The organism is Lactobacillus sp. M0403, from assembly GCF_016101265.1.
In the GTDB taxonomy this organism is placed as follows: Bacteria; Bacillota; Bacilli; order Lactobacillales; family Lactobacillaceae; genus Lactobacillus; species Lactobacillus apis.
The window spans coordinates 229,125-255,029 of record NZ_JACFQV010000002.1; the positions used below are offsets into that span (position 1 = coordinate 229,125).

31 protein-coding genes, 1 tRNA gene and 1 other annotated feature are annotated in these 25,905 nt (G+C 34.9%); of the genes, 23 read left to right on the forward strand and 9 right to left on the reverse strand.

Translation table 11 applies throughout. The annotated features are described in order from the left end of the window. Positions 1-79 precede the first annotated feature (79 nt). Positions 80-2,353 carry an HAD-IC family P-type ATPase gene (locus H3T48_RS03620; RefSeq protein WP_198188564.1) on the reverse strand — a complete coding sequence of 758 codons (2,274 nt, stop codon included), beginning with the start codon at positions 2,351-2,353 and terminating at the stop codon, positions 80-82. A gap of 175 nt (positions 2,354-2,528) precedes the next feature. After that, positions 2,529-3,815, reverse strand: coding sequence for a phosphopyruvate hydratase (gene eno, locus H3T48_RS03625; RefSeq protein WP_198188566.1), 1,287 nt, complete (start codon positions 3,813-3,815; stop codon positions 2,529-2,531). A 242-nt stretch (positions 3,816-4,057) separates the two neighbouring features. On the opposite strand from eno, the gene H3T48_RS03630 reads away from it, so the two are divergent. After that, a complete protein-coding gene (locus H3T48_RS03630) occupies positions 4,058-4,891 on the forward strand; it encodes a DegV family protein (protein WP_198188568.1) in 834 nt (277 codons plus the stop codon). Between the two features lie 239 nt (positions 4,892-5,130). Here H3T48_RS03630 and H3T48_RS03635 read toward each other — a convergent pair whose 3' ends face one another. Further along, positions 5,131-5,712: a phosphatase PAP2 family protein gene (locus H3T48_RS03635; protein ID WP_046307014.1), complete on the reverse strand. Its 582-nt coding sequence runs from the start codon at positions 5,710-5,712 to the stop codon at positions 5,131-5,133. A 199-nt stretch (positions 5,713-5,911) separates the two neighbouring features. Here H3T48_RS03635 and H3T48_RS03640 point away from each other — a divergent pair, with 199 nt between their 5' ends. From H3T48_RS03640 to H3T48_RS03675, 8 genes are all read left to right on the forward strand, one after another. Continuing rightward, on the forward strand, positions 5,912-6,574 hold the full coding sequence (locus H3T48_RS03640; protein ID WP_198188570.1) for a hypothetical protein: 663 nt from the start codon (positions 5,912-5,914) through the stop codon (positions 6,572-6,574). A gap of 459 nt (positions 6,575-7,033) precedes the next feature. After that, positions 7,034-7,969 (forward strand): hypothetical protein, encoded by a 936-nt coding sequence (locus H3T48_RS03645; RefSeq protein WP_198188572.1) that lies wholly within the window; start codon positions 7,034-7,036, stop codon positions 7,967-7,969. A 118-nt stretch (positions 7,970-8,087) separates the two neighbouring features. After that, positions 8,088-8,300 carry a hypothetical protein gene (locus H3T48_RS03650; protein ID WP_198188574.1) on the forward strand — a complete coding sequence of 71 codons (213 nt, stop codon included), beginning with the start codon at positions 8,088-8,090 and terminating at the stop codon, positions 8,298-8,300. Between the two features lie 260 nt (positions 8,301-8,560). Next, entirely contained in the window at positions 8,561-8,812 is a 252-nt protein-coding gene (locus H3T48_RS03655) for a hypothetical protein (RefSeq protein ID WP_198188575.1), read from the forward strand. An 80-nt stretch (positions 8,813-8,892) separates the two neighbouring features. Next, positions 8,893-9,126, forward strand: coding sequence for a hypothetical protein (locus H3T48_RS03660; protein ID WP_198188576.1), 234 nt, complete (start codon positions 8,893-8,895; stop codon positions 9,124-9,126). Between the two features lie 179 nt (positions 9,127-9,305). After that, entirely contained in the window at positions 9,306-9,443 is a 138-nt protein-coding gene (locus tag H3T48_RS03665) for a hypothetical protein (protein ID WP_198188577.1), read from the forward strand. After that, complete coding sequence (locus H3T48_RS03670; RefSeq protein ID WP_198188578.1) at positions 9,430-9,708, forward strand: hypothetical protein; 279 nt, start codon at positions 9,430-9,432, stop codon at positions 9,706-9,708. Before H3T48_RS03665 ends, H3T48_RS03670 begins: the two co-directional genes overlap by 14 nt. A gap of 385 nt (positions 9,709-10,093) precedes the next feature. Beyond that, positions 10,094-10,276: a hypothetical protein gene (locus H3T48_RS03675; protein WP_109715546.1), complete on the forward strand. Its 183-nt coding sequence runs from the start codon at positions 10,094-10,096 to the stop codon at positions 10,274-10,276. Positions 10,277-10,461: 185 nt separating this feature from the next. On the opposite strand, the gene H3T48_RS03680 is transcribed toward H3T48_RS03675, so the two are convergent. Further along, positions 10,462-10,550, reverse strand: a tRNA-Ser gene (locus H3T48_RS03680). A gap of 178 nt (positions 10,551-10,728) precedes the next feature. Between H3T48_RS03680 and H3T48_RS03685 the strand changes: the two genes are divergently transcribed. Then, the gene (locus H3T48_RS03685) at positions 10,729-11,103 is read left to right on the forward strand and encodes a hypothetical protein (protein ID WP_109715545.1); all 375 of its coding nucleotides are present in this window, start codon (positions 10,729-10,731) and stop codon (positions 11,101-11,103) included. Positions 11,104-11,157: 54 nt separating this feature from the next. Here the strand turns inward: H3T48_RS03685 and H3T48_RS03690 are convergent, their stop codons facing one another. Beyond that, the gene (locus H3T48_RS03690) at positions 11,158-11,526 is read right to left on the reverse strand and encodes a MerR family transcriptional regulator (protein WP_074425254.1); all 369 of its coding nucleotides are present in this window, start codon (positions 11,524-11,526) and stop codon (positions 11,158-11,160) included. A gap of 157 nt (positions 11,527-11,683) precedes the next feature. On the opposite strand from H3T48_RS03690, the gene H3T48_RS03695 reads away from it, so the two are divergent. From H3T48_RS03695 to pnuC, 5 genes are all read left to right on the forward strand, one after another. Continuing rightward, positions 11,684-12,088: a carboxymuconolactone decarboxylase family protein gene (locus tag H3T48_RS03695; RefSeq protein ID WP_198188579.1), complete on the forward strand. Its 405-nt coding sequence runs from the start codon at positions 11,684-11,686 to the stop codon at positions 12,086-12,088. A gap of 158 nt (positions 12,089-12,246) precedes the next feature. After that, positions 12,247-12,954: an AzlC family ABC transporter permease gene (locus tag H3T48_RS03700; RefSeq protein WP_198188580.1), complete on the forward strand. Its 708-nt coding sequence runs from the start codon at positions 12,247-12,249 to the stop codon at positions 12,952-12,954. Then, entirely contained in the window at positions 12,941-13,264 is a 324-nt protein-coding gene (locus H3T48_RS03705; protein ID WP_187157983.1) for an AzlD domain-containing protein, read from the forward strand. Before H3T48_RS03700 ends, H3T48_RS03705 begins: the two co-directional genes overlap by 14 nt. 216 nt (positions 13,265-13,480) lie before the next feature. Beyond that, the gene (locus H3T48_RS03710) at positions 13,481-14,647 is read left to right on the forward strand and encodes a cation:proton antiporter (protein ID WP_370567524.1); all 1,167 of its coding nucleotides are present in this window, start codon (positions 13,481-13,483) and stop codon (positions 14,645-14,647) included. Between the two features lie 104 nt (positions 14,648-14,751). Beyond that, positions 14,752-15,465, forward strand: coding sequence for a nicotinamide riboside transporter PnuC (pnuC, locus tag H3T48_RS03715; RefSeq protein ID WP_122035289.1), 714 nt, complete (start codon positions 14,752-14,754; stop codon positions 15,463-15,465). Between the two features lie 49 nt (positions 15,466-15,514). Here pnuC and H3T48_RS03720 read toward each other — a convergent pair whose 3' ends face one another. Continuing rightward, positions 15,515-15,826 carry a TipAS antibiotic-recognition domain-containing protein gene (locus H3T48_RS03720; RefSeq protein WP_122035287.1) on the reverse strand — a complete coding sequence of 104 codons (312 nt, stop codon included), beginning with the start codon at positions 15,824-15,826 and terminating at the stop codon, positions 15,515-15,517. Positions 15,827-16,009: 183 nt separating this feature from the next. Between H3T48_RS03720 and H3T48_RS03725 the strand changes: the two genes are divergently transcribed. From H3T48_RS03725 to H3T48_RS03745, 5 genes are all read left to right on the forward strand, one after another. Next, positions 16,010-16,519, forward strand: a complete 510-nt coding sequence (locus H3T48_RS03725; RefSeq protein WP_122035285.1) for a dihydrofolate reductase — start codon at positions 16,010-16,012, stop codon at positions 16,517-16,519. A gap of 1 nt (position 16,520) precedes the next feature. Next, a complete protein-coding gene (locus H3T48_RS03730) occupies positions 16,521-16,712 on the forward strand; it encodes a hypothetical protein (protein ID WP_046306992.1) in 192 nt (63 codons plus the stop codon). 63 nt (positions 16,713-16,775) lie between these two features. Next, positions 16,776-17,018 (forward strand) — a binding site (T-box leader). 42 nt (positions 17,019-17,060) lie between these two features. Then, complete coding sequence (locus tag H3T48_RS03735; protein WP_122035283.1) at positions 17,061-17,915, forward strand: MetQ/NlpA family ABC transporter substrate-binding protein; 855 nt, start codon at positions 17,061-17,063, stop codon at positions 17,913-17,915. 28 nt (positions 17,916-17,943) lie between these two features. Beyond that, entirely contained in the window at positions 17,944-19,005 is a 1,062-nt protein-coding gene (locus tag H3T48_RS03740; protein WP_122035281.1) for a methionine ABC transporter ATP-binding protein, read from the forward strand. Next, positions 18,998-19,699, forward strand: coding sequence for a methionine ABC transporter permease (locus H3T48_RS03745; RefSeq protein WP_122035279.1), 702 nt, complete (start codon positions 18,998-19,000; stop codon positions 19,697-19,699). Before H3T48_RS03740 ends, H3T48_RS03745 begins: the two co-directional genes overlap by 8 nt. Positions 19,700-19,777: 78 nt before the next feature. Here the strand turns inward: H3T48_RS03745 and H3T48_RS03750 are convergent, their stop codons facing one another. After that, entirely contained in the window at positions 19,778-20,059 is a 282-nt protein-coding gene (locus tag H3T48_RS03750; protein WP_046306988.1) for an HU family DNA-binding protein, read from the reverse strand. Between the two features lie 158 nt (positions 20,060-20,217). After that, positions 20,218-21,072, reverse strand: a complete 855-nt coding sequence (locus H3T48_RS03755) for a glycosyltransferase family 8 protein (protein ID WP_122035277.1) — start codon at positions 21,070-21,072, stop codon at positions 20,218-20,220. 173 nt (positions 21,073-21,245) lie between these two features. On the opposite strand from H3T48_RS03755, the gene H3T48_RS03760 reads away from it, so the two are divergent. After that, entirely contained in the window at positions 21,246-22,031 is a 786-nt protein-coding gene (locus H3T48_RS03760; RefSeq protein ID WP_198188581.1) for an SLAP domain-containing protein, read from the forward strand. 205 nt (positions 22,032-22,236) lie between these two features. After that, positions 22,237-22,956, forward strand: a complete 720-nt coding sequence (locus tag H3T48_RS03765; protein WP_122035273.1) for an MIP/aquaporin family protein — start codon at positions 22,237-22,239, stop codon at positions 22,954-22,956. 63 nt (positions 22,957-23,019) lie between these two features. Here the strand turns inward: H3T48_RS03765 and H3T48_RS03770 are convergent, their stop codons facing one another. Continuing rightward, a complete protein-coding gene (locus H3T48_RS03770) occupies positions 23,020-23,901 on the reverse strand; it encodes a LysR family transcriptional regulator (RefSeq protein WP_198188582.1) in 882 nt (293 codons plus the stop codon). 208 nt (positions 23,902-24,109) lie between these two features. On the opposite strand from H3T48_RS03770, the gene H3T48_RS03775 reads away from it, so the two are divergent. Beyond that, positions 24,110-25,903, forward strand: coding sequence for an FAD-binding protein (locus H3T48_RS03775; protein WP_198188583.1), 1,794 nt, complete (start codon positions 24,110-24,112; stop codon positions 25,901-25,903). Positions 25,904-25,905 lie beyond the last annotated feature (2 nt).

Below are 25,905 nucleotides of genomic sequence, written 5' to 3' on the forward strand. Positions count from 1 at the left end.
GGAGTTTTTTTATTTAAAAATAAAAACGCACCAAATTAACTTGATGCGTTTAAAAATATGTATTTAACTTTGCTTACTTTTACCTATTCTTCATTATTGGCTGATAAAAGAGGTCAATGACAATTGCAGCTACTAGTGCCACCCAAAATGTAATTGCCAGATTAGTCCAACTAATCTTATCCATTGCAATCCCCAAGATTGCTAAAATGACTGTTAGGATGATGTCACCTAGCTGAGTTAAACCGACAGCTTTGGAAGGGTAATCTTGCCAAAAGTAACGTTTTGTTCTTGTAATTAGGATAAGGAACATTGCACTTAAAACAAGATATACGTAAACCATAGTTGAAATCGTCCCATGACTCCAACCATGAGTATTTAGATAGGCAACTGCCAGAATACCAATTACAGTCCAGCCAGAAGCTAGTGAAAAAGCAATTTTTGCTAATCTAGCCATATTCCAATTTTCTGGTTTGTAGGTAATATGAGTCCGGTCAGTACCAATCATCATCGTTACCATATTATTCATAATAGTATAAATAACCATTGCGTTTAGAGCCATTGGAATGTAACCAAAGAAGAGGTAGCCAAAAGTTAGTAACATGGTCAGTTCAGCTGTTCTTGCGAGCTTGGTAAGGGACCAAGTAGTCATTCGTTGGTATACGCGATGTCCCGCATCGAGAATTTTAACGATTGAAGTTAGTCCATCCGTTAAAAGAACCATTTTACCTGAGCGTTTTGCAACGTCGGCCGCATTGGAAACAGCAATTCCGACTTCGGCTTGTCTAAGGGCAGGTGAGTCGTTTACCCCATCGCCAGTCATTCCGACAATATAGCCTTTTTGCTGGAAAAACTTAACCATTTTTAGCTTATCTTCTGGTAAAACGTCTGCAATTCCGGCTAACTTGCTGGTATCAGTTTGATCAGTAAAATCATGAATTGAAATTACTTCGCCTTCTAAGCCAACTTCTTTAGCAACCGCCTCAGCAGTTTTTTGGTTGTCACCAGTTAACATAATAGGCATAACACCACGTTTTTTAAGTTCAGCCAAAGCTGCTTTTGAATCGGAGCGAACTTTGTCTTGTAAAATAAAGACACCAGCTAACTTGTCATCAATTAGTAAGGCAACTGAACGTCCTGCACCAAAATCAATGTCCTTAACTTTATCAGTAGCGGATACATCAATAAGTGACAGCTGCTTAAAAGAACCTAATTTGACATTATGTCCATCAATATTAGCCATTGAATAACCAGTACTTGAAGTAAACGGTGTAAAGTCATCAGGTGCTTTAACCTTTAGGCCAAGACTAGAAACGTAATCATCGATTGCAGAATCAATGATTTTTTTATTACGTTGGTCAGTTGCAGCAGCAGCTAGTTCTAGAACTTCGCTATCAGTCATCTGACTAAAATTGGTCCAATTGGCAACTGCAGTCTTGTTTTCAGTAATAGTTCCAGTTTTATCAAGTAAAATTAGATTTAAGTTGGCAGCATCTTGAATACCAGTTAAATCAGCTGTCAAGACACCTTCCTTACTTAGTCGAGTTGCTTCAAATGAGTTCGAAAGGGCAAAGGTTGAGGGCATTGCAACCGGAATAGAGGCAATAAACATCATTGCCAAGAAAGGCAACATTTTTATTAAATTGTCTAAATCTCCACCTTTAAAGAAGGAAGCAATGACTATTACTAGGGTTAAGATACCATCTAAAATACATAAATAATAAATAATTTTGGTTAAGAGCTGTTGTAAGTGTCCCGGAGCAGCAGAGTTGTTAATTAGATTAACGGTCTTGCCTGAGCGGGAATTAGCACCAGTTGCAGTTACCGTTGCCAAGCCGCTACCTTCTACAATCGTGGTTCCAGCATAAGCAGTGTCTTTTACCTGCTTTCTAACAGTTTTTGCTTCACCTGTAATTGAGCTTTCATCTGTAGAAATCTGGCCATCGATTATTCTGACGTCAGCCGCAAGAACGTCTCCAGTTTGAATACTAACTAAATCACCAGGTACAAGGTACTTTGAATCAATATTTTTCCATTTATCATCGCGCATTACGGAAACAGTTGGAGTTAATTTATGCGAGATATTATTTAAAACTCGCCTTGACTGTTTCTTTTTAGATGCTCCGTTCCAAGCCGCAAATAATAGCATGAGCAAGACAAAAAGTGCTTGAAGCTTTTTACCCAAATAGAATTCGAGTAACAAAGCTGCTTCCAAAATCCATGCCGATAAATTCCATAATTTTGATAAAAATTCCTTGAAAAAGTTGAATTGAGGTTCGGGGACTTCATTTAAACCATTTTTAGTAAGGAGTTCATCTGCTTTGGCTTGAGTTAAACCTTTAATATTTTCAGACATAATTTATCCTTCCTTAGTTTTTAAATACTTATCTAAATTAGCATAAAAGGGGCTTTTTTTCTAGCTAAAGGGTTAGCTCATATCAGTTTTTTACCTACATTATACATAACTGAGAAGTGAATTTTATCTGCATACAAAAAGCCTGCATTGCTGCAGGCTTTTTCAGGTTAACAAATTAGTCTTTGTCAACGCTGTCTGGGAAAGTAGCTAAACGCTCGCCTTCACCAAGTTCTTCTTCGATTTCAAGTAAACGGTTGTACTTTTCAACACGTTCTGAACGAGCTGGGGCACCAGTCTTCAATTGTCCACCGTTGATAGCAACAGCGAAGTCAGCGATGAATGTGTCACCAGTTTCACCTGAACGGTGAGAAATCATAGTGTTGTAACCATTCTTACGTGAAAGACGAATAGTTTCCAAAGTTTCAGTAACAGTACCGATTTGGTTCAACTTGATCAATGATGCGTTACCAGCACCTTCCTTGATAGCTTTAGTTAAAAGCTTAGGGTTAGTACAAATAAAGTCATCTAAAACAATTTGAATTCTGTCTCTGTGGCTTTGAGTGAACTTGATCATACCTTCAACGTCGTTTTCGTCGTATGGGTCTTCGATAGAAATTAATTCTGGGAATTCATCAAGTAACTTGTCGTAGTATTCAGCTAATTGATCATCATCGAATACTTTGCCTTCAAAGTGGTACTTGCCATCTTCTTTGTTGTAGAAGTATGAAGCAGCACAGTCACAAGCAATAGCAATATCTTCGCCAGGCTTGTAACCAGCTTTAATGATAGCTTCGTGTAAAGCTTGTAAAGCTTCTTCAGAGTTCTTCATGTTAGGAGCGAAACCACCTTCATCACCAAGGCCAGTTTCGTAACCCATATCTTCAAGAACTTTCTTCAAAGTATGGTAAGTGTTAACGATCTTTTCAAAACCATCACGGAAAGAAGTCTTCTTAACTGGAGTGATCATGAATTCTTGAACGTCAATACCGTTGTCAGCGTGCTCACCACCGTTAATAACGTTGTGGAAAGTTTGTGGCATTTCAAGGTCAGTACCGCCAAGGTATCTGTACAAAGGTTGGTTGCTGTCTTTAGCAGCAGCGTCAGCTGTAGCCATTGACACACCCAAAATTGCGTTAGCACCAAGTTCAGCCTTGTTTGGTGTACCGTCTAATTCGATCATTACACGGTCAATGTTAGCTTGGTCATGAGGGTCTAAGCCTTTCAAAGCATCAGCAATCTTAGTGTTAACATTGTTAACTGCTTTAGAAACACCTTTACCACCAACGCGATCGCCACCGTCACGTAATTCAACAGCCTCATTTTCACCAGTTGAAGCACCTGATGGAACTTCAGCTTTACCTACGACACCGTTTGAAAGGGTAACAAAAGCCTCTACAGTTGGGTTACCACGTGAATCATAGATTTCCAGTGCATGAACATTTTCAATGACTGATTTTAACATCTAAAAACCTCCTAAATAATACATGCTGTACCAAGTAGGTACATACATTAAGAGGAGCAAAAGGCTCCATCTCTACATGACAAATTTTAGCCTAAGTTTGTGATTATGTAAACATTTGTAAACGATTTCTAGCATTAAAAAAATTTAAAAAATAATTAGTCGCTTTTTTAATTCAATTGAATTATTATTTAGCTATACATTTTTTAAAAAAATCAGTTTATTTTCTATACAAGGTGTTTATTATGGAAGAAGTAAAATTAATAATCGATTCTGGTGCCAATGAAAAAGCTAGTGAGAATTTAACCGTTGTACCATTGACCGTTACTATAGCGGGTAAGGATTTTCTTGATAATGAGGACCTTAACATGGAAGAATTTCTTACTAGTATGGAAGAAAACACTGAGGAAGGCAGAACCTCTTGTCCAAGTATTGATGAATGGCTAAAAGCCCTTGAAGGAAGTAAAAGAGCGGTTATGCTAACTATTACTAGTGGACTTAGCGGCAGTTTCTCATCCGCCTATCAGGCAAAACAAATTTATGAAAAGGACAATCCGGGTAGTAAGGTAATTGTTGTTGACTCAAGAACTGCGGGTCCAGAAATATCGGTTATTCAACGTGAAATTAAACGCTTAGTAGAAGATAAATCAGTTCGTTTTGTAGATATTGATCAAAAAATTTCAGAGTATAAAACCCATACTCACTTATTGGTTATTTTGCAATCATTACACAATTTGGCCTTAAACGGTCGTGTCAACATTGCTGTAGCTAAGATGGCAAAAATGTTGAATATTGATGTTGTCGGCACTGCAAGTGAAGAAGGTAAGCTAGAACCAATTTCAAAAGTGCGAGGAATGAAACGAGCTTTTAAAGAGCTTTTGAAGTTAATGGATGAACGGAAATACAAAGGTGGACCTGTCATTATTGACCAGTGCAATAACGAAAAAGATGCCAATAGTCTTAAAGAAAAAATTCTTGCTCTATATCCCAAAGCAGAAATAGTCATTCGTCCAATGCGTGGTTTGTGTGCATTCTATGCTGAAGAAGGAAGTCTGATGGTTGGCTTTGATGATCTATAAAGTCCTAATAGCTGCTTACCAATTTTGTAATTGCACATAAAATAACAGCATAGTAATAGCCCTAATTATGATAAACTAGGGCTTTTTGTCAGGAAGATTATTTATTTCTTATGATATTTCAAAAAATTGTTCTTAATTATCTTTATAGTTGGTAAGCTACTTAGATATCTTTAATTTTAAAAAAGAATAATAAAAATACCGCAGTATTGTTGTAATGACTGCGGTATTTTTTTACAAACTTAAATTACTAATAATAGAAATTGTTGACAAATGCTAAAACAAAAAACAGCCAGAGAAGTTGCCCCTAGAATATCAGAAGGAAAGTGGGCTTTTAAACTAATACGAGAAATTACAACCATCATCCAAATTAAAATAAGAATCAATAATAATTTGCTACCTAATGTATCTGCAAAAAGTCGCCAAACTATTAAAGCCATGATTGTCGTTCCTAAAACGTGCCCGCTAGGGAAACTATAACCGTCTTCTAAGCTAGAATGCATGATTGGTCTTTTTCGGTGCATCCATTTTTTTAAAACAATGCCGACAAAGTCGGTAAAGCCAAGCGTAAATAAAGCCCAGAATGCTAATAAAGTTTCATTTTTACTCATTAAAAAGCTAGCAAGGAATACATCCCAAACCACTAATAATTTAGGATCATTAATGAAAGCAACGATTTGCCAACTAATTCCGTCACGCTGTCTGACCAATTTGTGATGAAGCCAGTGATCTAACAGGTTAAAGCGCCGTGAATTTCTAACATTGAAAATAAGTAACAGCAGAATTAAAGCGGATAAGCTGGCAAGCCAAATATAAATATCCAAATTACAACCCTACTTTCAGATAAATACCGATTGTATTTTATCAGCTTAATAGTGTTAGTTCCAACTAGGTACATAGCCTTGAACAAAACTTAAGAAATAAATACCTTGTAACTAAATTGGATAGTTTCAAAAAACTTTTGTTGTGTATTCTATTTAGTAATATAATTTCATAAGAAAACATTTGATAGTGGGGGATAGAATGAAGAAGTTTATTAAGAAAAACCAAGTGGTAATCATTGCAATCTTTTTTTCAATTGCTATACCACTAGTTATCTTTTTATTTGTTGGTGATAAAACTAGTATAGGTGACTGGTTGGGATTCTTAGGGTCTTATATTGGAAGTATTATCACAATTATCTTTTCTTACGTGAATACGCAATATCAATTAAAATCAAGTGAACGGCAAAAGGACATGCTAGCTTTGCGCGGTTTGTTTAATTCCTCTAAAAAATTGTCATTAAGATTCACACGCTATATAGTTCTATTAAATCAACTAATGCAAAAATCAGATAAGCCGTTAGATAAAAAAGTTCTTGCAGTCTTTTTTGAGCAGTCAGAAAAATTCTTTGATGAGTCAAAAGATTATCTTGATAACTACAATTCTGCAATCATGGCAACAACCGAGGAAATATCCGGAGAATTGAAGTCTTACAATAGTAATTTTAGTAAAGAAGCTGGCAAGACATTTCTGACATTTACAAAAATGCTTAGTGCAGGAGATAAGAAAAATACTCAAAGTAATAAAGATGTAGTTGAAGTAAGAAAAGACTACTTAGAAGAAGTAAAACGACTAGAGAAGGAACTAACAATAGTCCATAGAAAAATTAGGAAGCTATATAACCAACTTAAGTCAGGCAAATAATAGTATAAAAATGGGATTGGAGTATTAATAGTAATGAATAAAGTTTATCGATTTCAAAAGCAAAAAGGGAATACAACAATAAAAATGAAAATAGATTTGAGAGTAAAGACAATTTTAAAAACGATAATCATTAGCATGATTGCAGTAGCTGTGATTTTCAGTTTGGTTAAACTGCAGGGCTAGTTCTAAATGATTTTGCAAATATAATGAAAGAGTTCAATTTGGTTAGATCGCAAGTTTAGACAAATTAAGAAGACAATAGAAGTGCTTTTGACTCTTGGGCAAATTTTACTGCCAAAGAGTAAATGAATAGAACCAAGTAGATAATAAACTACTTGGTTTTTCTTTTGACGTAATATATAGGAGACTTTTAAGGATAATAGTGTTTACTTGACATTAATGAAGGAAAAATTAGAATTAACTGTATAGAATAAAATACTGAACAAAAGGAGATAGAAATTGAATAATAAAACAAACAAGCATGAAACTGTTAGTGAAGCTTTACGTGATATTGCACATCATGAACATGCTTTTGCGCTTGCAGACAATTCTACTAACCACATGGGAGATTTGGTTATATATGGACTTACCTATCTTTTCTTGATTCTATTGCCTACTGATATCTTTGAAGTTGGCTGGCTATTTATTCTTGCGACACTCGTAGCAGCTATTAGTTTGGTTCGTTTTCAGAACTTTTTAAAGCATAAAATAGCTTCTGGTAAAATGACGTCTTTTTGGGTAAATGCTAGCTTGCTTTCAACAGGAATTCGAAGTTTTGTAGTTGTTAATGCTCCTTTGACTTTTTTTGATATTTCTATGAATTCGAGTGCTAGCATGTTTTTTTCGTTAATCATCGGTTTAATTACCGGATTTGGCGGAATAGCACTACAGTACCACTATTTAGTAAGGAATAAAGTTATCGACAAACAGAAGGAGTCAAGAAGACAAACGGCAAAAAATTTAGGCAACTATATCAGTGAAGCTGCTAAAAAGAGTTATGCTGATCGCTTTTATTTTTTGGATATTGTATGTGGCTATGTGGTTTGCCTGAATTATTATTCATATTACAGTATCAACGTAACTAGTTATAAAGTCTGGCAGTTTGGTTTTACAACAGTCATAGTGCTTATAGGTACTTGGTTATTTCAAAAGTTTCTACGTTACAGAATTAGCAAAAACGAAATTAGTAAAAGCTTTAAGTGGTGTTCTTTATTAATGACAGGAGCACGTGGTTACTTGATAGTAACAGCTCCCTGGATTGAAATTTGTTTGCTTACAAATGCTTCGATCAATCAGTTGATGGTTAATCTCTTTGGTTGTCTTGCTGCAATAATCGGAGTAGGTTTACAGTATTTATTTTTAGTAAAAACAGGGATATTTAAAGGCTTAGTTTAAAAAATCAGTAAAAGTAATTTCTTTTACTGATTTTTATTTGATGAATGGGTTCAACTCCTGTACTCTCTTTAAATGAATTAAGGATTGTTAACCAATATATTATAAAAGAGGCTGAAACATGGACGTACATAAAATGTCGTTACCAGAAATAATTGAAAATTTCCGCGCAAGAAATGTTACCTTTACTTTAAAAGATGGTAATAAGAAAACTATCTTTGTTGAGGAAATCGAGAATGAAGATGATGATCAACCAGAACTAATTTTTATGGCTGCAGGCGATAATTCTCAGGATATCTGGATTTCTGATGTTGTAAGTGCAGTACCAGAATAAGGAGTAATTCTGCATGATTACGAATAATTATGCAGAGGTTGAATATAAAACTTAAATAGCATCGAAATACTGTAGAACGAATTATCCTAGAGCCAAGATAAATAGAAGAGAAAGTATGGAGGAAATAATAATGAGCAAACGTACAGCTTGGATTACAATTTTAGTGTGCGCAATTATAGTTATTGCTATAAGAGCACTGATGATGTTACAGGGATAATAAACACGAAAAAAAATAGATGAATTAGAGACGTAACCCGATAATGAGCAAGATTAAAAGTTTAACACAATTTAGAGAATTAATAGAAACAGTATATGAAATAGAATTTACTTTAAATAATCAACGTTGGCTATTGGAACCTGACCAGACTGCGGATGATTTTTCAGAGAAACGCGAGCTAGGATGCGGTAATTATATAAAAAAGTTCAAAAATATTAAGGAAGTACTGGACTTTGAAATTGATGGCAAAAAGTTGTCTGAACTATATCCTGAAATGCGCAATGTTGAATGGTAACAGTGTGATATTAGAGTTTTTATGTCACAGTACATATACAGATATCGTAAACTAATTATCCAGTTAGGAGATCGAAAAAATTGGTTAAAAAGAAGCCTTATTCAGACTTGCGTTGGTACTTACCTAGTGGTGGCAGGGTAATAGGAAGAGATCATCCGGAAACTGAGGAAGAAAGAAAGCAGACAGAAGAATTAATTGAGTTCGCTAAGAGCCTTCCTAAATCAGCTTTTGATAATGAGCACAATAGAAAATTGAGAGAACAAATAAAAGCGGCAAACAAAAAATATGGTTTGCCAGAAGATGAAAATCTATAATTTATAATTAGAAGTAAAAGTAGCCCTATGAGGAAAGAGGGAGTCCAAAATCTAATAAAAGGGATATAGTCAAAACTACAAGGAACCAGTTTAATTAAGGAAAGTGGTATCATGGATCTACAAAAAATGACTCTACAAGAATTAGGACAAAGGTTATATGGCAGAAAGTTCAGTTTACATTGAAAAACGGAAAAAAGAAGACAATTTTTGTTCAGGATATTTTAAATGAAGATGATGATGAGTCTGAGTTAACTTTTCTTGGTGGTTCAGTTGAGAATGAAATAAAAATCTCTGAAGTAGTGGATGAAAAAAAGTGAAAAAGAGGCAATTAATATTTTAGAAAAAGCATTTAAGACTAAGGAAACTTATATGTATACGTTCTTGATTCAAGATTATTTTGCTGATGAAACAGATCAGTTAGAAATAGATAATCCAAAAATGGAAAACTATTTGAATGATATAATTCCAGAATTTACGGAAGCATACGATGAACGTAGAAAAAAAGCATGGCTTGATGAATTAAGGAAAATTATTACAAAAGCTGAAGCAATGGCTACTGGTGAGTCACCTGATAGATTTTAAGTTTTGGTAGGCAAAATAGTATCTTGCTCTAAGTATAGTTAAATAAACAAAAAGTCACTTTAGAAAATTGTTCTTAGGTGGCTTTTTTGAACTTTTAATCAGTGTATTATATTTATATAGGGTGGTGAGTCTTGGGTAGCAAGAAATAAAAAATGATTTCAACGATAGCCGAATAAACAATTGCTAAATATGACAATAACGGCCGTATTAGCAGCTTAATTCATGAAATTATTAAAGTATTTTTAAAATAAATGAAGATGTGGATCCATATTCCACTTTCTGCTATCTATTTTTATAATATGAGTAACAAAGAAAAGAAGTACTATAAATTAGCGATAATTGCTATATTTCATGGAATATTGGTGTTTGCAATAGGGGAATTAATATGACGCTAAGTGATGCGCAGATACGTGCGAACAAAAAGTGGAATGATAAAAACAAAGATAAAATGAACTACTTTCGAAGAAAATCTGACTCTAAAAATTTCATTTTGAAGTATGCTAATGAAGAAGATCTAGACAAGACACTAGAGTATATTAAGCAACGAAGAAATGAATTAAAAAGTTGAAGGCATTTAGCATAATAAACTGGCACGAGCAATGGTTAAAACACTCTTAGACTAATAGTTTAAGGGTGTCTTTTAGTAACTAACAAATAAATATTGTTTCTTGCCTTTTTACCTTTATGCTATGTTTTTACCGAGCAAACAAAAAAGACTGTAACATCAACTGTTACAGTCTTTAAATAAATACAAGGAGAGTACAGGATTTGAACCTGCGCGCCAAGGAAAACTTGGTTCGCCGGATTTCGAGTCCGGTGCATTACCACTCTGCCAACTCTCCATAACGAATATCATTATACCTTATTTAAATGTTTTTTCAACTTACTATTTTGAATACTAGCCAATACCAAAAGTACATTTGCTTAGCATTTTACTAGTATAAGGTACGAATTTTGCTTCGCCCTTGCTCAATTAACAGTGTATAATAAGAACGTATGTTTGTTATGGAGGCGGACAAAGTGAAAAAAAGACACGATCAAAAAGAATTTGATCAAGTTTTAGACGATTTTTTTAGAACATATCAAGATCGTGGAATGAAGAAATGGCAAGGCTTTATGCTAAGCGACTATACATCAACCGTTAGTAAGATTGATAAAAAACGCGCTCAAGTTTATGAAAAAAAGCAACCAATGTCCCAGGAGGCAATTAGTGAGTTGCTTCTTAGTGCATACGCTAATCATCATCCCGTATCAGTTCAACTTAAAGTCATCGATAGTGAAGATGATTTTTTGCCGAATCTAGTTGGTTTAGTTCAAGGCTATCAAGCAGATCATATTGTCATTTCAGATACATGGGTCGAATTAGAAAATATCAATCACGTTGAGCTATGCTAGTACTTTTATAAGCTCAAGGTGTGACAAACGTGGTGGTACAGGTAAGATATGCTCTTATTCTTTTAAATCCCCAAGGGTCTTAAGATATGTTTTGATTTTTCCTTCGATAAAGGAAATGCTATCATCAATTTCTTTTTCTTTCTTATGCAAATTGTCTAGCTGATTAAACAGCAAAACAAGCCGGTCAGGAATAGTTTGATCACCTTCATAGCGCAGTTTTGCATACTTTTGCATCTCTTTAATACTCATATCTGTCTTTTTTAAGCGCGAAATAAACTTAATCCAAGCCACATCTTTTTCATAATAACAGCGACGATTATTTTCATCCCGACTTGGGAAAAGTAGTTTTTGTTTTTCATAATAGCGTAGGGTATCAATTGAAAAGCCACTAAGTTCAGAGAATTGACCAATTGAATATTTCATCTTATTTCCTCCTGAAATAACTCTATTTCAGTATAGTACTTTATCATATTTTAGCATGACAAAATATTTTTAAAATAGCGGTTGACATGGACTGCACTCCAGCAATTATTCTATTAACTGTTGAAAATAAGTTTGTAAAACAAAAAGGAGAAAAGCTATGGAAAATAATGAACGCTATGAAAAAGGTTTAGAAAATTTGGAAAAAGTTGACCGCGAAGGTGGTAAGTCAGTTATTGATTCATTAGCTGGTTTATCCGAAGATGTAGGTCGTTACATCATTGAATTTGCCTTTGGTGATGTATATGATCGTGGTGTCTTAGACCTTAAGCAAAGAGAAATGATTACAATCACATCTTTGCTCTCACAAGGTGATACTGAACCTCAACTAAATGTTCATATTAATGGCGCCTTGAATGTTGGCCTAACACCAGAAGAAGTAATTGAGACTTTTATTCAAACTATTCCTTATGTAGGATTTCCAAAAGTATTGAATGCGATTAATGTTGCTAAAGAAGTATTCAAAGATCGTGGAATTGATTTTACAAAAGCAAGTAAAGATTAATAAGTAAAGTCATAAATAAAACTAGTTGCTATAGATGGGCAACTAGTTTTTTAGTTCAATGCTTTTAGAGTCTAACTTAAATTGGACCTTATTAAACGATGAATGTAAATTTGCTTCGATTTATTTTAAATTAATATTTATAGCTAAGGAGGCGTAAGGTGGACGATTCATTAACTAAGCGAGCTGCAGTAGTTGATACTCTTCCAACAGTTTTTGGTTACTTAGGAATTGCGACTGCTTTCGGGGTGATTGCTCGTGCCTCGGGATTTTCGACCATTACAGTAATTTTAATGTCAGTCATAATCTATGCCGGTTCAGCACAATTTACCACTGTTAGTATGCTAGCAGCGGGTAGTCCGATTGCTTCAATCGTTTTTGCTACCTTTATGGTTAATTCAAGAATGATTTTAATGAGTACAACCGTTGCACCATATTTTAAGAAAGATAGCTTGGGTAAAGGGATGCTAATTGGCACGCTTTTAACTGATGAAAGCTTTGCTCTAGCAATGAATAAACTTAATTATACTAACGGGAAAATGAATTTTAGCTGGTTCAATACCGAAAATATTATTTCTTATTCAACTTGGGTAATTGCCACAATGATTGGTGCCTTGCTAGGTAATTTTATCGAGGATCCAAAGAAATTAGGGCTTGATTTTGCAAATGTAGCGATGTTTATCGGCTTGTTATATTTACAGGTAAACAGTGATAAAGCCTTAAACAAGACATTACAAGTAATAGTGGTTTTATTGACATTGGTATTAACTTACATTTCAACCATAATTTTGCCAGCTAGTCTAGTTATTATTGCTGTAACACTTATTGGATGTACATTGGGGATGGTAATAAAACATGTCTTCTTCTAATTATCTATTTTTAACTATTGTCGGCTGTGGAATTGCGACGTGGTTATCACGTGTACTTCCATTTATTTTATTAAAAAAATTCACTTTGCCTAAAGTAGTGGTTGAATTTTTATCCTTTGTACCAATTGTTATAATGTCTACAATGTGGTTTAGCAATTTATTCACTGCTCAACCAGGGCAGTTGCCAAAAATTAATATGGAATACCTAATTGCTTCAGTACCAACATTGGTATCAGCGGTTATTAGTAAATCACTTTTAGTAATCGTTATTGTAGGAATAGCTTCTTTAGCTTTGCTGCGATTGTTTTAATAAAATAGCTAGGCTAAAAGTTTTCCGTCTTTCAAAGTTTGTATTAAAAAAATTGTGAGTTATACTAATAAAAGTTGCCAATTTATACTGATAAAGTAAATTGGTCATTAAAATGAATCAAATAAAAATTTGGTTGGAGTCTAAGACTTTCAAGAATTGTCCTCAGGTTTGGGTTGCCTGAGCAATTTTGAAAGTCTTTTTTGTTCATTTCAGAAAGTGGAATTAATAATGCAGATTATGGGAATTTTATGTTTAATTTTGCTATTTGCCTTAATTGGCGGACAGATCGCCAATCGCTGCGGTTTACCAGCTGTAATCGGAGAATTGCTAGCCGGAATTGTTATTGGCCCAGCTATGCTTAACTGGGTACAGCCTAGTGGTTTAATTAAAAGTTTTTCCGACATTGGAGTTGTCTTGCTAATGTTTTTAGCTGGACTTGAAAGTGATCTAGCGATTTTGAAAAAATTATGGAAACCTAGCTTCCTTGTGGCCACTTTTGGAATGGTCGTGCCAATTGTAATTGCTTATTTAACGGGGATTGCTTTTAAATTCTCGCAAACAGAAAGTCTCTTTTTAGGTATTACGTTTGCCGCCACTTCAGTTTCAATTTCTGTCGCTGTTTTGCAAGAAATGAAAAAGTTAGAAACTAAAGAGGGGATGACGATTCTTGGAGCTGCTGTGGTTGACGATTTGCTGTCAGTTATTCTCTTAAGTGTTGTAAGTAGCGTTACGGGAACCCACACGGACTCCGCGAACGCGAATCTTGGCCTAGGACTGACTTTACTATTACAGCTAGTTTATTTAGTGATATTACTAGCTGCAAGTATTTGGTTATTTCCACGCATGCTTAAACTGAGTGAACGCTTTTTACTACCAGCGGCTAAACCACTTGTTACGATAATTATTGTTTTACTGGCAGCGTTTGGAGCAGAAAAAGTGGGCCTGAGTAATGTCATTGGCGCTTTCTTTGTAGGATTAGCTTTCAGTAGATTGCCTGATAAACAAAAACTGCAAAAAAGTTTTACGGATATCGGTTATAGCTTATTTATTCCTATCTTTTTTGCCAGTATCGGTCTAGAAATGTCAATCACTGGAATTTTTAAGGATGGCTTATTATTTATTGTCCTATTTGTAGGAAGTGTTATCTCTAAATTAGTGGGTGCAAGTGTAGGAGCTAAAGTGGCCGGTTTTTCTAGTAGTAGTGCTTACCAAGTTGGAACAGGGATGATTTCACGTGGGGAAATGGCACTGGTTGTAGCACAAATTGGCTTGTCCAATCATTTGCTCGCTCCTGCTGCTTATTCAACTGTAGTTGGAGTAATAGTTTTAACCACACTAATCGCTCCAATAATGCTAAAAGGGGCGCTAATGAAAAAGAGATAAGGAAAAGCTGACAACAAGGGCTATTAATTGATTTGTATGATAAAAATGCTATGATAGAAAACGTGTTTTTGCACAAATTAAGAAAAATGGTGGGATAGTGGATAATGAATTTTCAACCAAATACCGACATCTTTAAGCCTAAATGGTATTTAGAGCAAATGAGAGGATGGAGCTTCAAGACTTATATGCTTCTGATGCTAGGAATTGGAGTTATTATCGGAACAACAATTTCTACGCCGGTTAATCCAATTAGTTTAATTACGATGGTTGCTGCAATAATAGGTTTTACTTGTACGCTCGCAATTACTAATGCCAAACCGATTAATGGAGTTTTAGGTTTACTTTCTTCAATCATCTATATAATCGTATCGATTTACGCACAAAATTATGCAAATGTTGTCTTGCAAGCGTCCTATATCTTCTTACTCGACTTACCGGTATTGTTGCTACCAGCATGGTCTAAAAACGCTGAAAAGCACATTAAGGGGCTTAAATTTAAACAATGGTGTTTTACCATGATCTTCTTTTTATTTGTTACAGCTATGCTTTATCTGATGGACACAAGAATATTTATTAGTCCTCGTCCGTGGATCGATGCAATTGCTGGTGCAATTGGGATTACTGGCTCTGTTTTATGTACTTTTAGATTTCGCGAGCAATATTATTTCTGGACGATTCAAGGGGTTATGTCAATTATTTTGTGGGGTGTAACTGCATTTCAAGGAGACGCAAATTTAACGCTATTTTTTACATACATCCTATACTTGAGTAATGACGTTCTTGCATTTACTGACAAGCATACGCATTGGTTCCATTAATTTTGATATAACTAAAAAACAAGGTTCAATCATTTGAAACCTTGTTTTTTTATTTTGCTAAATGTGCTTTAACTATTTTAATTAAGATCTTAGTTGCGCCTTTTCCTGCTTTATCATCGTAATATGACTGATAGCGCTCGTCTGTCTCATAGCCGTTAGCAATACCCAAATGTATTTCTGGAGTATAATTTGGCATAATTATTTTAAGCCATTTTTGGTGGTTTTGGAAAATCGTATCGCTTAGTTCAGTTTCCTTACTAGGATCTTTTACTACTTTTTGCAGTTCCCGGACTAAGTCAGCTTCAGTTGCTTTCATTTGGTTAAATTTCTCTTCGGAAAAATTGTCAGCTTTACTATTCATTATCTTCTCCTTTTCCTTATTGATTTTATTTAACCACTATAGCAAATTAAATTACAGTATTTTTGTATGAAATGATTAGTGAAAAGGATTATTTAAAAAAATGAGAATAAAATTGGTAGAGCTGTAAGCAAAGACTAGCCTTAAATGCGTAAAGCGCGCTATAATGGAGTTGGAGATGAAGTAATGATTACATTTATTTGGGCTGAAGATGAACAACACAAAATTGGTCTAGATGGACATTTACCGTGGTATATTCCTGAAGATCTGAAGCATTTTAAAATCTTAACGATTAACCATCCGATTATAATGGGACGAAAGACTTTTAATAGTTTGCCACGTATTTTGCCTCAAAGACGGCATATTGTACTATCACAAAATCAAGTTTTTAAAGAAGAGTATGAACATAATCCGCAAGTGATAGTTGTTTCATCAGTTAACAGTTTAAATAAGTGGATTAATGCGCATCAAACAGAGCAACTGTATGTAATTGGTGGAGTTTCAGTCTTTGAAGCTTTAAAAGACCGCGTAGATTGTCTTGAAAAAACTGCAATTGCTGCAACTTTTCCTGCCGATACTGTAATGCCAGATCTTAATTATGATGATTTTAAATTAAGTAAAAAAGTGCATCATCAAGCTAATAACAAATGTCAATATTCATATGATTTTTTAACTTATCTAAGGAAGAAGGATTAGAATGAAGAAGATGATTATTGCTGCTATTATTCTGCTAATTTGTGTGTTGGTTTTGATTAGTAGCATTATACAAGCAGAGAGTATTAACCATAACTTTTGGTGGCAAGCTATTGGTATGGCTATTGTTACCTTTGCTGTAGGAAGAGTTAATGTCGACTTATTCCATAATTTAAAAATCGACCATCTTAAGTAATTTTTAAAATTCGTAGTTGACAGAACAAAAACAAGGTGCTAAATTAATAAACAATTAAATAATTAATACATCTTGAAAAGCAGAGTAACTATTATAATTACTGATAAAGAGAGCTGGGATTTTGGTGAGACTCAGCCAGTTAGTAGTGGTGAACATGGGCTCGAAATGATGACCGTTAGTGATATTTAGCTACCGGCGGAGTTGCATCCGTTAGCATTGCAAGCTATTGATTGATAGCTAGTGAGAGATTTATTACGTGAGTGATAAATAATTTAAAGGTGGTAACGCGAAGCACTCGTCCTTATAGATAGGACGGGTGCTTTTTTAGTTTATTTTGGAGGTTTTTTAATGTCGAAGAAGAGAAATAGAAATATTATCATTGGGGTAATAGTCGCAATTATCGTTGTCGTGATAGGTTGGTTTAGCTTTGGTCCTAAACCAAATAATCAAAAGAGTAGTAACCATGTTGTAACGGTCGGAATTGTCAGTGAAACAAAACCCAAACAGGATATTTGGAAGCACGTTGCAGCTACAGCAAAAAAGAAATACGGCGTAACTGTTAAAATTAAGAATTTTACTGATTATACTCAACCTAATAAGGCTGTCAAAAACGGTGATATTGATTTGAACGCTTTCCAACATTACGCATTTTTAGATGCTTGGAACAAGTCAAACCATGGTGGCGTTGTAGCAATTGGTCGAACAGAAATTAATCCAATTAGATTATATTCTAAGAAGTATCATAAACTTAGTGACCTGCCAGATGGTGCAACAATTGCAGTTCCAAATGATGCAAGTAACGAATCTCGTGCACTTTTCGTTTTAAAGAATGCTGGTTTGATTACTTTACCTAAGGGTAAGAAATTACCAACAGTAGCTGATATCGTTAAGAACCCTAAGAAACTTAAGGTTAAAGAAGTAGCAGCAGACCAATGTGGTCGTGTAATTGATTCAGTTGACGCAGCGGTCGTTAACAATGACTTCGCTCGTCCTGCAGGCTTAGGTAAGAAACAAACAATTTTCATTGAGCCAGTTAATAAAGACTCATTAAAATGGGTTAACATCATTTGTGCTCGTAAAGGTGAAGAAAAGAAGAAGGACTACTTAGCAGTTGTTAAGGCTTACCAAACCGAAGAAACAAAGCGTTTGGATAAGAAATATTACGGTGACATGCAAAAAACTGCTTGGGATATCAAGTTTTAGTCATCTTTAACGAATGGAGAAGATTTGTATGGGTATTATTGAATTACAGCATGTTAATGTGGATTTTCCTGATAAGAAAAGAGAGGTTGTGCACGCTGTTCATGATGTCAATTTGACAATAGAAAAAGGCGATATATACGGAGTTGTTGGCTTCTCTGGTGCTGGTAAATCGACATTGGTTAGAACAATTAATCTGTTACAAAAACCAAGTGGCGGTAATATCAAAGTCAATGGCACTGATTTTATTAAAGATGGTAAGCAAGTTATTTCTAATAAGGACTTGCAATTAGCTCGAAGAAAAATTGGAATGATTTTTCAAAATTTTAACCTTTTAAATGAAATTACTGTTGTTGAAAATGTCGCTTTTGCCTTGAAGCATTCTGGTTTAAAAGACAATGAGGTTGAAGAAAAATCATTGAAATTGCTGGAATTGGTTGACTTAAAAGAAAAAGCTGAATTCTATCCAGCTCAACTTTCTGGTGGACAACAACAGCGTGTGGCGATTGCTCGCGCATTAGCCAATGAACCAGATATTCTGATTTCTGATGAGGCAACTAGTGCACTTGATCCACAAAATACCCAACAAATTTTGGATTTACTAAAGAAATTAAAAGATGAACTTAATTTAACAATTGTTTTAATCACTCATGAAATGAGTGCTGTCAAGAAAATATGTGACAAAGTTGCGGTAATGCAACAAGGCGAAATCATCGAAAAAGGTAACCTAAGAGACGTAGTTCTTCATCCGAAAAATACTCTAACCAAGAGTTTTGTTGGTGGATCACTGGAAGTAATTAATACTCTTAAATCACTCAATTTAAGTAATCTAAATGATCAAGAGGCAATTTACCAACTTATTTATAGTGTCGCCAATGTTACCAAAACTATTATCATTGATCTTTACCGAGAAATTGGCGTTGAAGCAAGTATGCTTTATGGTAACGTCGAATTGTTAGACGATGAGCCAATTGGAACATTGCTGGTCTTAGTTAAAGGAGACAATGAGAAGCAGCAACAAACTGTTCAATTTCTAGAGAAAGAACAGGTTGCAGTTACGCGGTTAAATGAGAAAGGTGACTTATATGAGTAGTTGGTTTAATAAAGTTTTTCCAAATGTAATTAATTTAGGTTGGACTGGAGATACTGGCTGGGCATCCAGTATATATCAAACTTTGTTCATGACATTTTGGTCAGCAATTTTTGGGGGAATTCTAGGTATCGTCTTTGGGGTAGTCCTTGTTTTGACTAAAGAAAACGGTGTTAAACCAAATAAATTCTGGTTCAATCTCTGTGATAAGATCGTTTCCATCTTTCGCGCAATCCCGTTTATTATCTTGCTAGCTTTTATTGCTCCAGTAACTCAAATAATTGCTGGAACCCAAATTGGAATGAATGCTGCACTTGTGCCATTATCTTTAGGAGTTTTTCCTTTTTATGCTAGACAGGTTCAAGTTGCTCTAGAAAGTGTAGATCAGGGTAAGATTGAAGCTGCACAAAGTTTAGGTGCAACAACTTGGGATATTATTTTCAATGTTTATCTGAACGAAGCGCGCTCTGAGTTAGCCAGAGTCTCAACTGTAACTATAATTAGTTTAATTGGTTTAACGGCAATGGCAGGTGCAATCGGTTCAGGTGGACTAGGAAACACAGCTATTTCTTACGGTTATCAGAGGTCTAACAATGATGTTACATTCGTTGCAACTTTACTAGTCGTAATCTTGATTTTTATTGTTCAAATTATTGGTGATTTCTTAGCTAAACATTTAAACCACCAAAATAGATAAACTAACTATAAATAAAAATAAACAACAAAAAAACAACAGGCAGTTTTGCCTGTTGTTTTTTATTTAAGAAATAAGTAATTATTTTACGGCATCCTTTAAAGCTTTACCTGGCTTGAATGCAGGAACTTTAGTAGCAGGAATAGTCAAAGTCTTACCAGTTTGTGGGTTACGACCTTTTCTTTCGGCACGATCACGAACTTCAAATGAACCAAAGCCGATGATTTGAACTTTTTCACCTTTAGCTAGGTTATCCTTGATTGATTCGATTAAAGAATCGATCACTTTTTCTGCGTCTTTTTGCTTAAGACCAGTTTTTGCTGAAACTTCTTTAGTAAGTTCAGATTTGTTGATTGAAGCCATATTTTCTTCTCTTTTCTATAAATTTTTTAAACAATTCGACAATTTTGAAAAAAATCATACATAAATGACGAAATGCTTTGTGTCGCTTGATATTTCGCAACTTTTTATATTTTAGCACAGTTCCTGTGTCCTTCAATAGAAAAACGCAAATATTGTCGTTAGTTTATTTGTTTAAGAACACGATTGGTCATTTGTTGGTAGTTTAAATACAGTGCTTTGAATCTTGAGTGTTTTTCCTTTTGCCATGGTTTGGGTTTGCCGCAAAAATGTAAAATACTGGTGTTTTCCATTACCCATTCGGTGTTGTATTCGCCTGTACTTCGAGTGAGATACACAGAATAGGCTCTTGCATCATAGTTCCAGCGGGTTTCAGGTATCTTCAAAATGTCCTCACCGTAAAGGTAGTTTAGAATATCTTGATCAGGCAAGATTAAGGAATCATGATGCTCTTCGATTGCCTTTGTAATATCTTCAATGTTTACCTTTTGTCTCATCTGATCCAAATCCATTAGCATGATGCCGGAATTAAAATAGCCGGTTGTTGTCCCAAGTCGGATATTATTAATCGAGCTCATAATATCTGTTAGACCTTCATGGACAGAAGCAGCGAACATTTTATTTTGAAGATCTAGATCCCATAGAGGCTTAATTGAGTTGATAACCAAGATGTCAGGATCTAGATAAATAACCCTGTGTAGATTATCTGGTAAAACTTGTCCCGAAAGAAGACGGAAATACATTTCTTTAGGATAATCATGTAAGTTAAGTAATGAATCTGGGAAAATAATATTTTGGTTCATTGCTACAGTTTCGAGCTTAACATTAATTTGTTCACAAAACTTTTCAAGTCCAGCTAGGGCAGAGTCATCGATGTTATCGTGAATCAGCCAAACGCGGAAATCTTGGTCTAAATTGTTAAGTCTGACGGAATACATCATTACCTCAAGGGGCTTAAGATAGTTTTGGTCAATTGTGACCAAAATTTCAATTGGACTGGATTTTCGCTGTTTCATATAAAATCTTCCTTAATAAAAATTGTAAATGAAGTTACCTTCCTAGTATAAAGCAAAATAATAAGAGATACATTCATAGTATAAAAATTTTAATTATTCTAAATACAAGAATTAATTCAATTAATGTAGTAAAATTATTTCTAATAAGATTATTTTATCAATGAGGTGTAAATATGAACAAAAAAACGCTATTTAGTTTAGTTGGTGCAGCTTCAATTGCAGTTAGTTTAAGTGCAACTGCTCCAGTTTTGGCAGCAGAAACTACTAATCCAAACCCAACATCAACTACCACAAATAATACTGCAGATCAAAAGGGTACTACTACAAATACTCCTTCAACAGGTCAAACAAGTACAACTGATACTTCAAAGACTCCTACTACAGGTCAAACTGGAACTACTGATACTTCAAAAACTCCTGCTACCGGAACAACTGATACCTCAAAGACGCCTGCTACTGGTACTACTAATCCATCAGGTAATACTAGTACCACTAAGCCATCAACTTCAAAGCCAATTAACTCTGCGGACTTAAATAAGGCTTTGAGTCTAAGTGGTAAGGGTAAATATGCTAGGCTGACTAGAAATTCTTATGTATACGATGCTAAAGGTAAACGTATTAAAAATGCTAAATTAAAGAAGGGCACAATTATTGCTGTAAATGGTGTTATAACTCCAGATGGCAAAGTCTTAATCGGCTATAACAACAAAAAGGGTAAGTACATCAAGGTTAATAATGTTGTACTCTTTAAGGCTGTTGAGTATAAAGTAAAGAAGAATGCTTTCGTTTATAACAGTAAAGGAAAGCGCAATACTCGTGTATACGTGCCAAAGGGTAAAGTAATAACAGTCTTTAAGACCAAGAAAATTAAAGGTGTTAAATACGTTGCGTTTTCAGATTCACAATACATTAAATGGTCAGTTTTAGATCATAAGAGCGGTAACATTATTTCAGGTTAATCTTTCGCTCTTGAAAAGGGTACCTATCTAATAGGTACCCTTTTTTATTCTGATTTTGTAGAGAATATGCATGTGAATTCCAAGTACATACTTTCACAATACAAAATTTTGTTTACAAAGTAACGGCAATGCAATACTATATATTTGTGAAGTATATCATTCTATAAATTTTATTTATAGAAATAACAAAAGTGGGAGAAGAAAAATGAATAATAGTTTGTCTATGCAGTTAATAGGTGAATTTTTAGGAACTGCAATGCTTGTTTTGCTTGGTGACGGTGTTTGTGCTGGAACCAATTTAAACAAGTCGAAGTCAAAAGGGGCAGGTTGGATTGTAATTTCCTTTGGCTGGGGATTTGCCGTAGCGTTCAGTGTTTATAGTGCTCGCTGGTTATGTCCAGGACATTATAACCCTGCAGTTACCCTTTCAATGGCAATCGCTCATAAGTTGCCTTGGTCTTCAGTTTTACCTTATTTCTTGGTACAAGTACTAGGTGCATTTGTTGGAGCTATTTTAGTATGGTTAACTTATTACCCACACTGGAAAGAAACAGATGATCAAGAAGCAATTTTAGGTTCTTTTGCTACAGTTCCAGCAATTCGAAGCTATGCATGGAACTTTTTCACTGAAGCAATTGCTACTTTCGTTTTAGTATACGGATTGCTGGCATTGACTAATGGTAATTTAGCTGCTGGTTTGAATCCGTTACTAGCTGGTTTCTTAATTACATCAGTTTGTTTATCACTTGGTGGCCCTACTGGTGTTGCTTTAAACCCAGCACGTGATTTTGGTCCTAGATTGGCTCATCAATTAATGCCAATCGCTAACAAGGGACAATCAGACTGGGCTTACAGTTGGGTTCCAATTGTAGCACCATTAGTTGGTGGGGCACTTGCTGCTTCATTATTTAATGTGTTAGCTTAACAATTAAAAAAAGCACATGACTTCTTAACTAGGTCATGTGCTTTTTTGTTTGCTCTTTAAAAACTAAGGTTTAAAGTGTCGCAATATGTCAATTCCTTTTTTCTGATATTTGTTTGGTACGAAGCTCTTGCGCATTGCAATTTGCATATAGGCATATAATTTTTGTCCTGGCTTCAGTCTGATAACGTGTACACCTGTTTGGTCCTTAAGACTACTTTCCATTGCAAGAGCAATACCAACATCTCTTCTGACTAAATCAATCATCGTTTGCATTGTTTGCGCAGTGTAAATGACATTAGGATTAAAATTACCTAATTTGCCAACTTCTTCCAGACATTCTCTAGTTAAATAACCACGACCACGAGCAACAAACTTGCGGTTACGTAAATCAGATGCGCTGATTTGATGAACATCCTTCCAAGGATCGGCTTCACTGGTAATTATAACTAACTCAGTTCGATTTAAATTATGGACAAAGTACTCAGGATCGTTGATTGGCACCATCCAAGAATAAATTGCCACGTCAACATCCCCGTTAGTCAAATCAGAGAAAGCATCAGCTGAGCGTTCAATATTGGTATCAATCAAGTCGGTTAAACCTGCTTGATAAAATTTCATGATAATGTCGGCAATATAAGAATTACCAGCTTCACCAGAAAAAGCTAAGCGAATTTTCTTGTCGCTAGCATGCTTAACATCATAATTGATACTGGAAATATCTTGTAATAAAATTTTGGCTTTTTCATAAAGAAGCTCACCAGCATCAGTTAAAGTGATTTTACTCTTTCTATTTTTTTGCAAAATAAGCGGGTCATCAAATTTATCAGACAGTCGCTTGATTGCCATTGAGATAGTTGGTTGGGTTACATCAAAGAGGGCAGCAGTAGCTGTATAATTACCCGTTTCTACTAATTTACAAAAGTATAGAAGATCTTTTTCGTTCATATTTATCTCCTACTATTAATCAATAACTTTTATAATCCCATCTTTTTTGATTATATTAAACTTAAGAAGAAATTGCAATTATTCCTTATCGGGCGCTTACTTTAATTGATTTATTTGCTCAAAATCATCTTAAAAATAAATTGGACTTGGTTTTTTATTAAGAATATATTTCCAAGTAAAGAATTTATTAGAAAGAGCAGGTAAGTACATGATTTATGACTCGGCTATTAAGTGGGATGCCATTTATGATGTAATCGTTATCGGTTTTGGAGGAGCAGGTGCGGGTGCGGCTAGATTTGCTGCAGATAATAATGCACATGTTTTACTGATCGACTCAGCTCCTGAAGGCCAAGAGGGTGGTAATACACGCTACGCTGGAGGTGCCTTTGCTTGGAGTGATAATTTTAACGATCTTCGTGAGTATTATAAAGAGACATATTACCCATTTAAGTATGATCCAAAAGGTTTAGACACATTTGTAAATAATGTTTTACAAATGAAAGAGTATTCGAAAAAATACTTTGGGATTGAAGCACAATATACCGGAAGAAGACCAAAGGGAGAATATCCAGAATATCAGCATGCAGATACTATGCGTTCACAAAGCATGACAACTGGCATGTATAATGGCGGATTTTGGAAACTGTTACGGGAAAAAGTATATGATCGCTTAGACAAGATTGATATTTGGTTTGAAAGTCCGGCAGAGCACTTAATTCAAGATCCTGAAACTAAGACGATTTTAGGTGTGCAAATTAAGCATCAAGGAATTAATAGAAATATTGCTGCCAAAAATGGTGTAGTTCTATCGTGTGGTGGCTTTGAAAACAATCAGGACATGATTCAGAATTTTTTGGGACAAGGTTCTTTAGCTCCAATTGGCACTTTATATAACAGAGGAAAAGGAATTGATTTAGCTGTTGAAGTTGGGGCACGACTTTGGCATATGTCTAATTACGATTCACATGGATTTTCACTAAATGAGGGGCTACCACGAGAAAAGTTCGCCTACATGATCAATTGGAAAAGTCTATTTAACGGTAGTATTTTCGTAGCTGGTGATGATGGTACCAGGTATTACCGCGAGGACGAAGAAGATCGTCATGGTTATAAATATAACCACGGTAACTGGATTATGTTACCGAACCAAAATCACCCACATATTGTTATGGACCAAATGCAGTTCAATCAACTGGCAAATGATAAATCTGCAAATGCTGATCAGATTAAGGAACTCATAGCTCATGCTATTAAAGCAAAGTCAATTGAAGAGTTAGCTGCAAAAATCAAAGCGCCAAAACTAAAAGAAGCAGTCGAAGATTTTAACTTTTTAGTCAGCGAACCAAAGCGCGACATGTTTCTAAACCGAAATATTCAAACAATGCGTGCTTTTAGTGATGGACCATATTATGCAATTCCTATTCGTCATAACATTTTACACACACATGGCGGTGCACGCCGCAATGAGAAATGTGAAGTATTGGACTTAGAAAATAATGTTATTCCGCATTTGTATGAAGCCGGTGAATTGGGTGACATTTTTGCTACTAAATATATTGGTGCTAACAGTATTGCTGACTTACTTATATCAGGCAAAATTGCAGGTGAAAATGCAGCTTGGCCTAAGAGACAATCTCTAACTTTTACTGTCTCAACAAGTGCATCCGAAAAGCCTGATTTAGAATCAGATGCTCATATTTCAACAAATGATTATGCAATAAAAGAAAACCAAGGTATTGGTATTAGTACTAACGGTATCAATGATTTACCAATTGTGGTTCGAGTTACTATGGCAAAGGGCAGAATAGCTCAAATTGAAACCCTTCAAGAGCATGAGACACCTTCTTTGGGTGGAAAAGCAATTCCTCTACTTATAAAAGAAATGATGCAGAATCAGACTACAAATGTTGATGTAATAAGTGGAGCAAGTACAACAAGTGCGGCATTTAAAGAGGCGGTAGACAAAGCTATTGCCAATGCTAAGGAAAATAAAGAAGAATAAAA

Coding starts and splice junctions, on each gene's coding strand:
- H3T48_RS03620 (WP_198188564.1), bottom strand. CDS start 2,353: ATGTCTGAAAATATTAAAGGTTTAACTCAAGCCAAAGCAGATGAACTC.
- eno (WP_198188566.1), bottom strand. CDS start 3,815: ATGTTAAAATCAGTCATTGAAAATGTTCATGCACTGGAAATCTATGAT.
- H3T48_RS03630 (WP_198188568.1), top strand. CDS start 4,058: ATGGAAGAAGTAAAATTAATAATCGATTCTGGTGCCAATGAAAAAGCT.
- H3T48_RS03640 (WP_198188570.1), top strand. CDS start 5,912: ATGAAGAAGTTTATTAAGAAAAACCAAGTGGTAATCATTGCAATCTTT.
- H3T48_RS03650 (WP_198188574.1), top strand. CDS start 8,088: ATGGACGTACATAAAATGTCGTTACCAGAAATAATTGAAAATTTCCGC.
- H3T48_RS03655 (WP_198188575.1), top strand. CDS start 8,561: ATGAGCAAGATTAAAAGTTTAACACAATTTAGAGAATTAATAGAAACA.
- H3T48_RS03670 (WP_198188578.1), top strand. CDS start 9,430: ATGAAAAAAAGTGAAAAAGAGGCAATTAATATTTTAGAAAAAGCATTT.
- H3T48_RS03675 (WP_109715546.1), top strand. CDS start 10,094: ATGACGCTAAGTGATGCGCAGATACGTGCGAACAAAAAGTGGAATGAT.
- H3T48_RS03690 (WP_074425254.1), bottom strand. CDS start 11,526: ATGAAATATTCAATTGGTCAATTCTCTGAACTTAGTGGCTTTTCAATT.
- H3T48_RS03695 (WP_198188579.1), top strand. CDS start 11,684: ATGGAAAATAATGAACGCTATGAAAAAGGTTTAGAAAATTTGGAAAAA.
- H3T48_RS03705 (WP_187157983.1), top strand. CDS start 12,941: ATGTCTTCTTCTAATTATCTATTTTTAACTATTGTCGGCTGTGGAATT.
- pnuC (WP_122035289.1), top strand. CDS start 14,752: ATGAATTTTCAACCAAATACCGACATCTTTAAGCCTAAATGGTATTTA.
- H3T48_RS03720 (WP_122035287.1), bottom strand. CDS start 15,826: ATGAATAGTAAAGCTGACAATTTTTCCGAAGAGAAATTTAACCAAATG.
- H3T48_RS03725 (WP_122035285.1), top strand. CDS start 16,010: ATGATTACATTTATTTGGGCTGAAGATGAACAACACAAAATTGGTCTA.
- H3T48_RS03730 (WP_046306992.1), top strand. CDS start 16,521: ATGAAGAAGATGATTATTGCTGCTATTATTCTGCTAATTTGTGTGTTG.
- H3T48_RS03735 (WP_122035283.1), top strand. CDS start 17,061: ATGTCGAAGAAGAGAAATAGAAATATTATCATTGGGGTAATAGTCGCA.
- H3T48_RS03740 (WP_122035281.1), top strand. CDS start 17,944: ATGGGTATTATTGAATTACAGCATGTTAATGTGGATTTTCCTGATAAG.
- H3T48_RS03745 (WP_122035279.1), top strand. CDS start 18,998: ATGAGTAGTTGGTTTAATAAAGTTTTTCCAAATGTAATTAATTTAGGT.
- H3T48_RS03750 (WP_046306988.1), bottom strand. CDS start 20,059: ATGGCTTCAATCAACAAATCTGAACTTACTAAAGAAGTTTCAGCAAAA.
- H3T48_RS03755 (WP_122035277.1), bottom strand. CDS start 21,072: ATGAAACAGCGAAAATCCAGTCCAATTGAAATTTTGGTCACAATTGAC.
- H3T48_RS03760 (WP_198188581.1), top strand. CDS start 21,246: ATGAACAAAAAAACGCTATTTAGTTTAGTTGGTGCAGCTTCAATTGCA.
- H3T48_RS03765 (WP_122035273.1), top strand. CDS start 22,237: ATGAATAATAGTTTGTCTATGCAGTTAATAGGTGAATTTTTAGGAACT.
- H3T48_RS03770 (WP_198188582.1), bottom strand. CDS start 23,901: ATGAACGAAAAAGATCTTCTATACTTTTGTAAATTAGTAGAAACGGGT.
- H3T48_RS03775 (WP_198188583.1), top strand. CDS start 24,110: ATGATTTATGACTCGGCTATTAAGTGGGATGCCATTTATGATGTAATC.